The following is a 13,351-nucleotide window of genomic DNA, read 5'->3' as shown; positions in this document are numbered from 1 at the left end:
CACGTTTCACGCTCTCAACTGGCTAAAGCCTAAATAATAAAAACGAGAACCCGCTCCAATTCGCTTTGGAGGGGATTCCCGTTTTTGTTATTTACTATTTATAAGTTCCAAATAGCTTTCAGCAATTTTCATCAAGCTTTCTTTGCTGATTTTATCGCTGTTTCCATGGACATTATAGGCGTATCTTTTCTTTTTGTCCGGGCTCTCGTATACCCATGTCAGATCGTGCACATGCGCAGGACCAAATTCTGTATGCAGCATTTCTACCCCCTTCACTTGAACCTTTTCCTGTTCAAACTCACTTTGCTCGTCAATATACATTCCTGCATTCTTGTTGTTCAGATTAGTGATCGTAATCTGGATTGTATCCTCTCCATTTCGATAAGTAACCCAAATATTGGAAAATTGATCTGTCATTTTAATTGGCATCATGGCATATCCCTTTTTGGACTTTTCTGCCTGCTTTCTCAGCTTTTCCGCCATCGCCTTTTTTTCTTCCGGAGAAGGCGGATTTACTTCCTGAGCATTTTTAAAGAGCACTTCCGCTTCTTTGAATTTATAATTACCATTGACACTGTCTGCAATCTTAACGGATTTATCCGTAATCTTATCGCGCAATTGAGAGAGATTTTGGAATGGAGCCAGCTTCATTCCAAGATTTGTTTGATGATCCGGGTTATTGGCAACCATATAGAACAGCCCAGCTTCCCCGTTCTTTAGCACCTTCTCCTTAAGTTCAAAAAATGCATTGAACCGCTCTCTTTCATCTTTCGATTCTGTTTTTCCGGCCTCTAGCGTCTTCGTCGATTTCGTCTCATATACGACTTCGCCATCCTTGTTCTTCAAAGAATGATACTGTACGGCCGCGTAACTCGTAGAGGCCATCAACATCATCCCTACAACCGCAGTCAAGGCAACTTTATATTTCATGAAAAATCTCTCCTTTTCTTTTGGCTCAGCACGTAATATTTGCATAACCTTTCATGTCAAGTCGGCATCGGGAATGCACGGATTCATCAAATTAGCCCGTTTTAATCTGCAAGTCGACCTCGAATTTTGGCGTATTCCATCCGGCACCTCTGCGATGATTGACTTAACTCCGCGTCATTCAAGCCCTCCCCCCCCTTTCACTCTATACAACGAACAGCTGGGCTAAAAATGTGACAACTGCCTTTGAAGCTTATTCCGATTACTTTGCGGGGACCCCGGAAGTTTTTGATATGTAAAAGAAAACGGGAATCCGCTCCAATTCGCTTTGGAGCAGACCCCATTTTTTAGTAGTTTTTTATTCCAAATAGCTTTCAGCAATTTTCATCAAGGCTTCTTTACTTACCTTATTTATATCTCCATCTATCATATAGACGTATTTCACCTTTTTGTCAGGGCTCTCGTATACCCATCTCAGCTCATGCCACTTTGAACGACCCCAATCTGTATACAGCATTTCTACTCCCTTCACTTGAACCTTCTCCTGCTTAAACTCTACTTTCTCGTCAATATACAATCCAGCGTTCATGCCCTTTCCACTCAGATTAGTGACATTAACCCCGATTTTATCCTCTCCATTTTGATACGTAGCATTGAGAATGAAAAACTGATTTGTCATTTCAACCGGCATCATGGCATATTCCTGATTGGATTCTTCCGCCTGCTTTCTCAGTTTTTCCGCCAGCGCCTTTTGTTCTTCCGGAGAAGGTGGATTTACTTCCTGAGCATTTCTAAAGAGCACATCCGCTTCTTTAAATTTATAATTTCCATTGACACTGTCTGGAATCTTGATGGATTTATCCGTAATCTTTTCGCGTAATTGAGAGAGATTTTGGAATGGCATCGCCTTCGTTCCAAGATTTGTTTGATGATCCGGGTTATTGGCAACAAGATAGAACAGTCCAGCTTCACCGCTCTTTAACATCTTCTCCTTAAGTTCATGAAATGCCTTGAAATGCTCTTGTACATCTTTCGTTTCTGCTGGTCCCATCTCTTTCGCCGATTTAGTCTCATATACGACTTCGCCATCCTTATTCGACAATGAATGATACTGAACGGCCGCGTAACCCGTGGAAGCCATTAACATCGTCCCTACAATCACAGTCAAAGAAACTTTATATTTCACAAAAAACCTCTCTTTTTTTTTGGGTTCGGCATGCAAAATACTCATGACCTTTCCTGTCAAGTCAGCTTCGGGAATGCGCGGGTCATTAAATAATTTTTTCAAATCCCGATCCTTGTCCATATTCATACACTCCCAGCCCCTTTACATGAGCATAATGCTCTCGGAATTTTGCAGCCGTACGTTCGTATTTTTTACGCAGGCTTGCGCTGCTTTTACCCAAAATCAAACCGATCTCTCGGTAGCTCTTATCCTCGACGCAACGTAAAATTAATAAGTTCCGCTCTTCGGCCGTTAATTTTGACAAGGCTTGATGAACGGATTCATCAAAATAGTTAGCTTCAATCTGCAAATCGACATCTTTATTTTCCTTCTCGTCCCGGTAAAAAAACGGCAAATATTTCACCAGCTTCCGCTTGCGGATCATATCAATGCATTGATGATAAGCAATCTTGTACAACCAGGCTCGAAAGGGGACCTCACTCTGATATTTCCGCAAATTGCGAAATGTCTTTAAAAATACTTCCTGTGCGTTATCCTCCGCTTCGGTATAATTGCCGAGCATGTGATAACAATAGAGAAAAATCGGTTTTTGGTATTTCTCCATAATTATCTCAAATTTTGCTATGTTCCCATCCAGAACCTCTGCGATGATCTGACTTAACTCCGCGTCATCCAAGCCCTACTCCCCCTTCCACTCTGTACAACGAACAACTGGGCTAAGAATGTGACAACATGAAAAATAATTTCGGTAACTATAGGATATGACGACAATAAACGACCTGCGGATTAAGGCAAATTGAGGATAAAAGGGGACGCAACGACCAATTCGTTCCCAGCACTTATGAGGGGATGTAAATGGGGACGTAATCTGTCCATATGTAGGGTTTAGCCTTTCCTTGTTCTAAAAAGGAAACTGAAGAATGGGAGGCCGCCAGCATTTCGAAAAAAAACCATGCTACGCAAATTTCGATAGAAAAAGAGGCCGGGTTTCCCCCGTAGCGTTGAAGCGGCCCCTTTCCGACATTATTTGATTTTTTCCAATATCATTTTCCCAGACGAAGTCGTTACATCCAGAACAGGCGACTCCGATGTGGCCTGATTGACACTTGCCTCGAAATTTCTCTTGCTTTCCTTATGCTCGAGCGTTACCGGAATTTTCAAATCGGCACGTTCCAGCTTCGTATCGCCTACAATTCGGAATACCGCGTCCGGCTGGACTCGAATGGTCGCATTGCCCGAACTTGTATGAACGCGAACCGATTCATGGAATGGATCAATAGCCACATCTACGTTGCCAGAGGAGGCCTCTATACTTCCTTTTCCCGCCATTCTTCCGAGTTCAATGTTGCCCGAACTAGCTTCCACCTTATATTCCTTCCCTGCATATCCTTCAACAGATATGTTTCCGGACGAAGCTTCGACAGACAATTGGCCAGCTTCAATCTCACCTGTCGTAATATTACCGCTCGAAGCTTCTATCTTCAATTCCTCATAGACCTTCGCGGGAACTTCAACCTCTAGCGATAGAGATATGTTGGAATATAACTTTCCCATTATTGGCCCCACCTTGATCGCTAGCTGATCTTGATCCATTTCCGTGGCCAGGAGTTGTTCTTTCTCCTCTTCGCTGCCATCGAATGTGCCTTTTAATTGAACTTGAATCTGATCGCTAGTTCCAATCTTATATTGGATGTTGGAACTCTTTGTCTGAATCGAGATGCGAGATACATTCCCAGCGTCCAAAGATCGCTCTACATGAACAGGGATATCTTTCGTAGAAAGCACATTTGATATTCCTTGCTTACATGCGCTTAGGCCGAGTAGAATAGGGATCATCAACATAGCAGTTATCCATCTTTTGTTATTCAATTTGATTAATCTCCTTATATGAAATTACATGATAATTTCATGATATTGGTAATGGGTTATCCGTATGACGCTGATTCGGAGCATCGCTACTTCAACTTGTGAATTCCTCGAATCCTCATTTCCTCATCAATGAATCATCACTTATACTGCATCCCATCTACAATAACCTTATCTGTCAGGTTGCAGACGCAGCATGGGCTCGCAGATCTACATATCGCTGCAAAAATTCTGAGGCTTTACTAACGGCACAGGTCTCTGGCATCCGCTTATATGCCGAGCAAGCAGTCATCTTATAGTCAGGATGAACGGAATAAGATTTCCAATAATACGGGATGTCGCTAGGTGACGCTAATTGCCATGCAGCTTCGCCAGTCAGACTAGGGGTGAATGAACACAAGTCAATAGGCATGGATAACCCTTTGCCATCAGCCTTCACATAACTTTCCTTATAGGTCCACAGCTCAATAAAGTGCTCCATCCGTTCGTTTACTGGTACAGAGTCAAGCACCCGCTTCTCATCGATTGACAAAATGCTTGCAAAGCTACCAAGCTCCATATCTTCATCAATCTGTTCTATATCAATTCCCACTGGATGACCCTGATCGTTCGCAATACCGACAACCCATGTTCCCGAATGCGAGATATTGAATTGAATGTGATGGTAAGGCCCACTCATATAAGGCTTGCCGAACTGATCCGCTTGAATCGCAATTTGATCAGATGAACAGCCTGTCATCTCTATTATTAAGCTCTTGGCAACGAGCTCACTTAGCACACAACGAATAGAGTCCATCTCTCGATAGAAACGGCCTACCCTCTCTCTTCGCTCTGGCGATAGAAAAGGCAGCCAGTCGTTCAGCCTGATCATGCTGTCAATTCGAACGGCAATTACTTTCATGATGCCTCCTTCTGCCATACATTCCTGATATATGACAAAAATTATACACCCGCCCCAATCATACTACAATATTTTCCTTTATTTCCTCTACATACGCCCGTAATGGTAAAACAAATAAACACCCAACCGCACGAGTTGGGTGCCTCACTGCAACATTCTATTTAGTACGATGTTTACTGATTCCACATATACATCAACAACCAATTCCCCACCAGAACAATAAGAAAGATAGCAGCCCACACATGCTTTCCTACCACGTGCAGCGATAATGCAGCCAGACCAAAAAAAGCGGCCTCGAACAGCGCTCGGATCCAGCCTTCAAGCGGTATCGTTGCCTTGGGAGAGCCAAATGTCCCCCATATCAACATCGCCACGATAACGGAACCACCACCGAGCAAAACCTTCGTTAGAGTACTGTTGCCCCTCTGTATTCCCCAATACGCAAAAGCTGCCAATGTACAAAGCTCCAACACGAACCGCAATCCTAAATTACATATTTGTAACACGTAGATGAACGTATCCATGCTCTCTCCCTCCATCTGATAGGAATCCACACCAAAAAACAAACGATGTTATTGAATTAACTAATTACATTAGTTATAATATATTTAGATGGGGTCAATTGTCTATTGGGCATTGGCTATTTACAATTAACTAACAGTGAATGAACTGAATGACTTAACAACAGAGGAGCAATGAACATGTCACCAAGAGTTGGTTTGACTCCCGCAATGATACTAGAAGCAGCTACCCTAATTGCGGACAAACAGGGGATCGAAGCAGTTACGCTGGCTTCATTAGCACAGCAGCTGAAGGTACGCCCCCCGTCCCTCTATAATCACGTTGACGGTTTGCAGGGAATACGACTTTTGTTGTCTATTCATGGCCTGGAGCAATTAAACCACGCCTTGACACGTGCAGCTATTGGACGTTCAGGCGATGAGGCTGTTCGCTCGATAGGCAAAGCATATGTTGCCTTCGTCCGCAATCACCCTGGACTCTATGATGCAACACTCCTAGCCCCTGATCCACAAAACGCGGATGTGCAGCGTGTCAGTACGGAAATTGTTGAACTGGTCGTTCAAGTCCTGCATGCATATGAACTTGCTGGCGATGCTGCGATTCATGCTGCACGCGGTCTTCGCAGCTTACTGCACGGGTTCGCATCATTGGAGCAAAAGGGAGGCTTCGGCATTCCCCTCGACCTCGATGTCAGCCTAGAACTGCTAATCAATGCTTTTATTGCCGGCATTCACACGATCAAGGAATCTGCAGAGACGCAATAGACAGCAATCCCACTCGACCAAAATCAAGAATTGGAACATCGTTTAGACTCGCAACTTATTATTCGATATAAGTAGAACGCATAAATGCCGATCAAATGATCGGCATTTGTTCATCCGTATATGCTGCTGACGAAATTTTGACCATTCCCCCTACGCACATTTGCGCCTGTTCCATTCTAATAGCCTACTACAGTAATAGTCATCCACTGGTTGCTAAGAATCCAACATGTCCCTTTTCCCGCACATTCGTAATCATGTAGAAGCAATTTACATGTACCGGGATCAATAACAAGTTTGAATGTCCCCAGCTTGATCTCCTCTCCTTCGAGAAGAGAAGATGTTATGACGGATAGGGACACATATCTATAAACAGGGACCATATTTTTACACAAGATTCAGAAGCTTCATCATTTCCGGTATACTGATACCATATGATTGAATGCTAGTAAATAACGCCTAGAAGGAGGTTCATACGTGAAACATCCGCTTCGCCTTTTCCTTATCTTCATGATCTTATTGATCAGCTTGCCTGCGATGACATCATATGCCATACATATTCCCGACAAGGATGGTCATCTGCTCGATACAGCCAGCATGCTGTCCTCAACTGCGAGATCCAGTCTTGAACATGAAGCTGCCCAAGGACCGCTCGCCTTTTATATTGTTACGTTGAACAGCTTGAATGGCGACTCCCCTTCCCAAGCAGCTACCGCCATTTATCAACAATGGAAGCTGGGAAGTGATGAGGTGCTGATTTTGATTTCGCAACAAGATCAGCGTATTGAGATGAACTTCAACAATCCTGCCCTGCAGGAGCAAATGGATGCAGCAGCCTTCCGCGCAAGCGGCAGTGCCGCATTGAAACAATTCATAGATACACACTTTATTCCTTATGCGAAGAAGGGCGATTTTGCGAAGGCAGTATCAGAGCTGATGAGTGCGTCTAATGCACTGGCAGCAAACATCGGAAATATGAATAACGGACTGACACCGGTTGGGCAACCTCATGGTCAGCAATCCAGTTCCTCATGGCTGTGGATTGTTCTAGTCATTGCAATTGGTTTGCTCTCACTCATCATCCTGTATCTCGTTCGCATGATGCAAACGGTGAAACGACTGCAAACGGACATACCGAGCTTGATGGTGCAGACGAATCATGCCTTGGAGAGCATTCGCACCATTCGAGATTTATCCCAGGGGGCAACGCTTCAACAGGCTACAGAAGCAGGCGCTAAATCCGAGAAATCCATTATTCGCTTACATGAAATGAAGCAGTATGCAGCTAGCATAGGATGGCAGCAATGCCTTCAACCACGCACTCGTTCCGAGCTGAAGCGACTGAATACAGAACTGCAGGCAATGACACAAGAGACGCAGCAGCTAACCGCTCAAATCGAACATATTCAACAGCTCGATCTCAACTTGAAGCGAACAATAGCGGATGCTGCACAGCGGATAGAGCATGTTTCTACTTCCATCCAAGCGGATCAAGCGAGCCGCGGTTGGCCGCTGGAGGAACTGCTGCGAAGACAAGAAGCGATATCCGCTGAATTGCTGAGCAGCAAGCAGCTGGAAGTATTCGATCCGATTCAATCCGAGCAGCGAGTGATTCATGTGAATGAAGAAATTCAACGATTGGAACAGGATCAGCAATCGGTATCTAAGTACGCAGAACAGTATCAGCGCTTTCCCGAGCAGATGAATCAGTCTAGAAATTCCGTCTCCCAGATTGTCGAGGAGCATCGCTTGAAGCTCGTGCGTATCGATCCATACGGCAAGATTGAAGAAGCACAGCAGAGTAATGAGCAGATGCTTGATCGCCTGAAGCTTGGAGATATTCCTGCCACGGCACAGCATGCCGAGCGCGCAAGCCTACTGCTCGCTGAAGCTGTCCAGATCACGCAGCGTCTAGCGGACTTGAAGTTGAAGAACGCTCGCGATATCCAATCCATTGAAACGAAGCTGTCCCAATATGCAGCCCAGGATAGGGAACTGTCTGCATTGACTGCACGTGCACAGACGCAATATCGAGGCAAGCACTGGGAACAGGCTTGGAGGCAGTATCGTGAGGAGCTTCAGGCTGTAGATACCGTACAATCCGCACTTCGTCGAGTGACTCAATGGTGCGATGAGGACGTGCAGGAATATGAACAAGCAAGAAGCGAACTCGATCACATCCTTGCACTCCTTCAGAAGCTTGATCAAGCGGCTGAACAGTACAACGACTTAATCCACAAGCTCGATCGCAAGTTGGAGGAAGCGAAGCAGATGCAAGCATCTGCTGAAGACAGCTTCGCTCAAGGCTTGCATACGATCGATCGCCATCGTATCTACTCCAATTGGCAGCAGCAGGAGAAGAGCTTGGCAGCCATGCAATCCAGCATACGCCAGCTCCTGGCACAGCAGCCGTATGATATGGATTTACTTACAGATACGGGAACACGGTTCTTGAATGAAGCCAATCAATTCTTGAGTGCAATCGAACGAGCCGCGATTCAGAAACAAAATGTGGAACAGGAACTAGCTAGAATGGAGCAGCGATATCGTTCATCCAGCGCCAAATATGGCAGCAGGCTGAATGTTCACCAATATGGCTCACAGTTCTCATCCATTAGCACTGACGTTGATCGGTTAATGCATAATGGCGCTTATGACGAGGCCGCACGCAAGGCAGCTGCCTTATCAGGCATCCTTACAGCAATGGAGCAAGCTTATGAATCGATCATAAGACAAGAACGACAGCAAGAGGAAGCTGCCGCACGGCAAGCAGTTAATCGCAATACGAGCAGCAACTCATCAGGGGGATCAAGCTGGGGCAACAACAATAATTCTAATTCCTCAGGCGGATCAAGCTGGTAAGCAACATGTTGAAGGATAACACAATTGGATAACACAACTGTAGGTAACTTTGCTCATCTGTTTGTCTTTGGTTACCTTAGGCTATCTTAGATTATAACTGGTAACCAGTCCTACCTCGTAAGTGCTGCATAGCAAGAAGAGAGCTATCCCAATCACAGTAATCCTGTGAAGGATAGCTCTCTTTTGATTGCAGAAGCATTACGTAAAGGACATGCACATATAGCTGAGTGTCCCCATCTCATAGCTGCGATGAATGACCTTCGGATCATAGGCAGCTCCTGCACTTCCAAGCGCAATGAAGAATGGGACAAAATGTTCTGCCCGCGGTACTGCTAATGCAGCATGCGGAGCATGCTCCCGATAAGCTGCCAGTTCACTCCATTGCTTCTTCTCCAGCTTCTCAATGAGCCAGTCATCGAACTGAACGGCCCAAGCTTCCGGCTCTGTCTGCTCCCACTTCAACATGCGCAAATTATGCACGGTCGCTCCGCTGCCTATGAGAAGAATATCCTCATCCAACTCACTTAGCGCCTCGCCGATTAGCAGTTGCTGCTCTGCAGGAAGGAATGGGTTGACCGAGATTTGTACGACCGGAATATTCGCATTCGGGTACAAATGCTTCAACAACGACCATGAACCATGATCTAGACCGCGAGATTCATCACGGTTTACGGCAATCCCACGTGCGGACAAGCAGCGTTCTACTTCAGTGGCAATTTCGATGGAACCTGTAGCCGGATACCTCACCTGAAACAGTTCATCTGGAAAACCATAGAAATCATAGATCGTCTCATACGTTCCAGTTTGGAACGATATTGTAGTCTCTTCGGTTTCCCAATGGGCACTGAACAGAACAATCGCCTTCGGCTGCATGCTTGCTCCGAGCTCAGTTAGAAAACGAGTATAATCATTATCCGATATGGCAATCATCGGCGAACCGTGACTAAGAAAGATTGATTTTGGCATCTCGATTCTCCTTTAATGTTCAACATTGCTGTATGCTGGAGCCTAGCCGCAGCTAGGCATCCATTCATAATGTTTGAATTGTAAATCGCAACGATTAATAAGCTGCTGTGAAGCGACGGCCTGTAAATTGCGGGTTCTCAACTTCATCCAAGATGGCCACGGAGAAATCTTCTGCTGAGATGCGGCTGTTGCCTTCTGCGTCTACAACCAATTGGTCAGTACCAGTACGATATTGTCCAGTACGCTCTCCTGGCTCGATCAAGGCAGCAGGACTTACATTCGTCCATGCCAATGTGGATTCATGACGATATACATCAAGCGCGTCACGGTGAGCGAGTGCAATTGGCTTCCATGCATCTGGGAAGTCCGGAGTATCCACCACTTGAACGCCTGGAGCCACTTCAAGACTGCCCGCTCCGCCAACGGAAATCAAGCGCTCAACTCCTGCCTGTTTCACCCCGTTAATCAAGGCGCGAGTAGCTTCGACAAGCGCAGATTCTTCACCCATCTTAGGACCGATGGAACTAATCACAACATCATGGCCTGCTGTACGCTCCGCAACACTTGCAGAATTCAGAATATCTCCGGTTACCACTGTCAAGTTCGCATGCGACTGTGCAACACGTGAAGCATCACGAACAACTGCCGTTACCTCATGTCCTCTAGTCAAAGCCTCGTTCACAATACGTTGTCCAATTGTACCTGTAGCACCATATACTGCAATTTTCATAATCATCGATCTTCCCTTCTATATTCAATATTCGTTATTGCCTTCAAGTAAGTACCTTCAAGTAAGCAGTACACGCTCACAACCACAATAAAACTTTAATGTAATAAAGACAGTTACAACTAGCCCATGAAAAACTCCATTAGTCACTGGAGTATTTCTAATTCGAATTGATAACCGCCTGCATCCTAGAACGATTTACTCATTCTCTTCCATTCGATCCTTCAGGTCAACTGCCAGATGATCCAAGGTCATTTCTGCCAGCACCTGCTCCATGGCAGATTGCGCACGCAGCATAACTAGTTGTAACACCGATTCTATATTGGCTCCGATTGGACACTTCGGATTCGGATGATCATGGAACCCGAACAACTCTCCCTCTTCAACAGCCTCTACAGCACGATATACATCAAGAAGCGTAATATCGCCTGCTGGCTTGCTTAACGTTGCCCCACCAGTTCCAGGCCGTACATCGACGAGCCCAGCCTTCTTCAATTGAGACGTTACCCGCCGGATAACAACAGGATTCGTGTTGACGCTGCCCGCCATCCACTCCGACGTATGATGGGCGTTCGGTTCAAGCGCCAGCAAGGATAGAATGTGGACGGCTACACTAAAGCGGCTGCTTATCTTCATGCTGCTCACCCTTTCGTGTAACCATTATAGTTACAACCAGTTTGAATTGTCAAGCTTCCTTTTTTCCATCTGCAAATGAAAAGCGGCCACGCCGTTCGATATATTGGCGCACACCGCTATCTCACTTAGTGATAACACACTCATTCCTCGCAATTCCCTATATGTCCTAGCTGCCTATTTTGCAATTTGGCACAAATTACAGAAGCAAAGCGCTTATCTTTATGTGCAATTGAAATGAAGGACATTTGTACGTTTCCCTAGTAACTAAATTCGGATTCAACCAAATGATTCCACAAACAAGAGAGCTATCATCAGAACTTTTTACACAAGCATACAGAATGAGGACAAGTATTCATACATGAGGTGACACGTGATAAACCGCAAAACGCACCATTGGAATCATCGAAATGCTGTTCACTCCATGTCTTATGACTCGCACAAGCTTCCATTAAAAACAACGGTAATACGACCCTACGTTAAAGCACGGAAGCAAAAAGGATGCAAAGAGCCCTTATAAATCAAAAATCATAGAGATTCATTTTCCCGAGATATGTACCTATGCCAATGTTCCAAAAGTGTTATGCATGCTCGATATTGCGAAGCGGAAGCGCATCAGGAGAAGGTTCATATACTTGTTCAAAAAAACGACTGGCCCCTGTATGAAGCAAATCATAGTAGTTGTGGAACAATTGATCCGCTTCCTTGCCTAACCACACATCTGGCAACAGTTCTTCAGGGAAGTCCGGATCAATGAATAAGAACTTCCGGTACCAGTGAACCAGTTTGCTCTTCTCTACGAAGCAGTAGCCGTCAGGTATGGTATCCCCCTGCTGCATCATCGTGAGCAATTTTTCATAACTTGGGCGGTATACCTCAATAAATTCAGCATAAGCCGCATTAATCTCATCGATGTTCCAGCACTTCTGCACCAACTGCCTAGATTTGCTCCAAGCGATATGATCCGCCTTAAAAATTTCCACATATCCGGATATCCCGCGTGATTCCACGATGTCCCTCACCTTGTCAGTTAGATCGTTAGGGCTGATCCAGGTGCTCGTCGTCAACATGCCGAAGCCGAGCCATGCCAGTTCCTTGCGCAATTGATCCCGTATGCCCCGATCCTTTTCGGGAATGTTGTAGCTCGCAATGCACCATTTGCCGTCCCACACATCTGTCTCTTGCTTATAAATGCGGGCCGCCGCCTCATCCAAGCGCCGCTTGCCGCGCGGGGACATTGAGTAATAGCTGCGATTTCCCACCTTGCGCGACTCCAGCCACCCTTGGCGAAGCATGCGTGAGATAGCGGCCCGTACGGCCTGGTCGGTCAAACCGAACTCCCCCATCAGGGCGGTCAGGCTCCCAACCCAGATTTCGCTACCATAATGACGTACATACTCGCCGTATATGGTAAACAGCATCGATTGCGGCCTCATGTTCACCACTCCTAGTCAATCACGTGATTTCCAAATGTTGTATCTCGTCAAATTGTATCACTTGATTCTCCATAGCTCAAGCAAAATGGAGGGCATGTCGGAGTGGAGGAACCGCCGCTCAGCTTGTCAAGATAGCTTCTGCTCTTCTTCCGCCTTGCGGCGCAAAGCCGTGAGCCGCTCTGCCATCGTATTTTTATAGAAAATCGCCTGCGTAAACGTTCCTTTCCCGACTAGATTGATTCGCGTCTCTGCTGTCACCTCGCACACCATGCGCTTCGCTCCCACCTCGACACATACAGCTCGAAACGTTACCTCCTGTCCGGCGACCGCAGGCCCTATATGCTTGATATCAAGAGCGAGCCCCGAAGCTTCTTCCTCTTCGTCCAAAAAAGAAACGATCATCTCTCGACCAGCCTTCTCCATATAGTAAATCATGGTGACGGTAGACATCACTTCGTGAATGGCCGTGCCGTCAAAAGCAGGATACATATCCGGTGTAACAGTCACAGCAAAAGCTATTTCAGCGCCTGGAACCAATCCTTGCTTCACGTCGATTCCTCCTCG

Annotated in this window: 13 protein-coding genes; 2 read left to right on the top strand and 11 right to left on the bottom strand. The window is 45.8% G+C overall.

Translation table 11 applies throughout. The features are described from left to right. Positions 1-87: 87 nt before the first annotated feature. The 6 genes from M3661_RS03360 to M3661_RS03335 all read right to left on the bottom strand — a co-directional run bounded on the left by M3661_RS03360 (position 88) and on the right by M3661_RS03335 (position 5,404). Positions 88-930: a DUF4367 domain-containing protein gene (locus tag M3661_RS03360; RefSeq protein ID WP_251482354.1), complete on the bottom strand. Its 843-nt coding sequence runs from the start codon at positions 928-930 to the stop codon at positions 88-90. Between the two features lie 355 nt (positions 931-1,285). Further along, positions 1,286-2,215: a DUF4367 domain-containing protein gene (locus tag M3661_RS03355; protein WP_251482351.1), complete on the bottom strand. Its 930-nt coding sequence runs from the start codon at positions 2,213-2,215 to the stop codon at positions 1,286-1,288. Next, on the bottom strand, positions 2,199-2,789 hold the full coding sequence (locus tag M3661_RS03350; RefSeq protein ID WP_251482348.1) for an RNA polymerase sigma factor: 591 nt from the start codon (positions 2,787-2,789) through the stop codon (positions 2,199-2,201). The genes M3661_RS03355 and M3661_RS03350 overlap by 17 nt, the downstream gene beginning before the upstream one ends. A gap of 347 nt (positions 2,790-3,136) precedes the next feature. Next, positions 3,137-3,982, bottom strand: coding sequence for a DUF4097 family beta strand repeat-containing protein (locus M3661_RS03345; protein ID WP_251482344.1), 846 nt, complete (start codon positions 3,980-3,982; stop codon positions 3,137-3,139). Positions 3,983-4,157: 175 nt separating this feature from the next. Further along, positions 4,158-4,880, bottom strand: a complete 723-nt coding sequence (locus M3661_RS03340) for a 4'-phosphopantetheinyl transferase family protein (RefSeq protein WP_251482339.1) — start codon at positions 4,878-4,880, stop codon at positions 4,158-4,160. A gap of 173 nt (positions 4,881-5,053) precedes the next feature. Then, a complete protein-coding gene (locus tag M3661_RS03335) occupies positions 5,054-5,404 on the bottom strand; it encodes a YrdB family protein (RefSeq protein ID WP_251482336.1) in 351 nt (116 codons plus the stop codon). Positions 5,405-5,581: 177 nt separating this feature from the next. Here M3661_RS03335 and M3661_RS03330 point away from each other — a divergent pair, with 177 nt between their 5' ends. Beyond that, positions 5,582-6,166 carry a TetR/AcrR family transcriptional regulator gene (locus tag M3661_RS03330; RefSeq protein WP_251482333.1) on the top strand — a complete coding sequence of 195 codons (585 nt, stop codon included), beginning with the start codon at positions 5,582-5,584 and terminating at the stop codon, positions 6,164-6,166. Between the two features lie 474 nt (positions 6,167-6,640). Then, the gene (locus M3661_RS03325) at positions 6,641-9,025 is read left to right on the top strand and encodes a TPM domain-containing protein (protein ID WP_251482330.1); all 2,385 of its coding nucleotides are present in this window, start codon (positions 6,641-6,643) and stop codon (positions 9,023-9,025) included. A 198-nt stretch (positions 9,026-9,223) separates the two neighbouring features. Here M3661_RS03325 and M3661_RS03320 read toward each other — a convergent pair whose 3' ends face one another. From M3661_RS03320 to M3661_RS03300, 5 genes are all read right to left on the bottom strand, one after another. Next, entirely contained in the window at positions 9,224-9,991 is a 768-nt protein-coding gene (locus M3661_RS03320) for a DODA-type extradiol aromatic ring-opening family dioxygenase (protein ID WP_251482326.1), read from the bottom strand. 94 nt (positions 9,992-10,085) lie between these two features. Next, on the bottom strand, positions 10,086-10,721 hold the full coding sequence (locus M3661_RS03315) for an NAD(P)-dependent oxidoreductase (RefSeq protein ID WP_044353956.1): 636 nt from the start codon (positions 10,719-10,721) through the stop codon (positions 10,086-10,088). Between the two features lie 195 nt (positions 10,722-10,916). Continuing rightward, positions 10,917-11,354 carry an Rrf2 family transcriptional regulator gene (locus M3661_RS03310; RefSeq protein ID WP_065293835.1) on the bottom strand — a complete coding sequence of 146 codons (438 nt, stop codon included), beginning with the start codon at positions 11,352-11,354 and terminating at the stop codon, positions 10,917-10,919. A gap of 578 nt (positions 11,355-11,932) precedes the next feature. Next, a complete protein-coding gene (paaX, locus tag M3661_RS03305; protein ID WP_251482323.1) occupies positions 11,933-12,787 on the bottom strand; it encodes a phenylacetic acid degradation operon negative regulatory protein PaaX in 855 nt (284 codons plus the stop codon). A 126-nt stretch (positions 12,788-12,913) separates the two neighbouring features. Next, positions 12,914-13,336 carry a thioesterase family protein gene (locus M3661_RS03300; protein ID WP_251482319.1) on the bottom strand — a complete coding sequence of 141 codons (423 nt, stop codon included), beginning with the start codon at positions 13,334-13,336 and terminating at the stop codon, positions 12,914-12,916. Between the last annotated feature and the right edge of the window lie 15 nt (positions 13,337-13,351).

This window comes from Paenibacillus sp. MER 180, from assembly GCF_023713665.1.
GTDB lineage: Bacteria > Bacillota > Bacilli > Paenibacillales > Paenibacillaceae > Paenibacillus_B > Paenibacillus_B suaedae.
The sequence above is the reverse complement of the archived record's forward strand: the minus strand, read 5'-3'. Positions and strand labels throughout refer to the sequence as shown.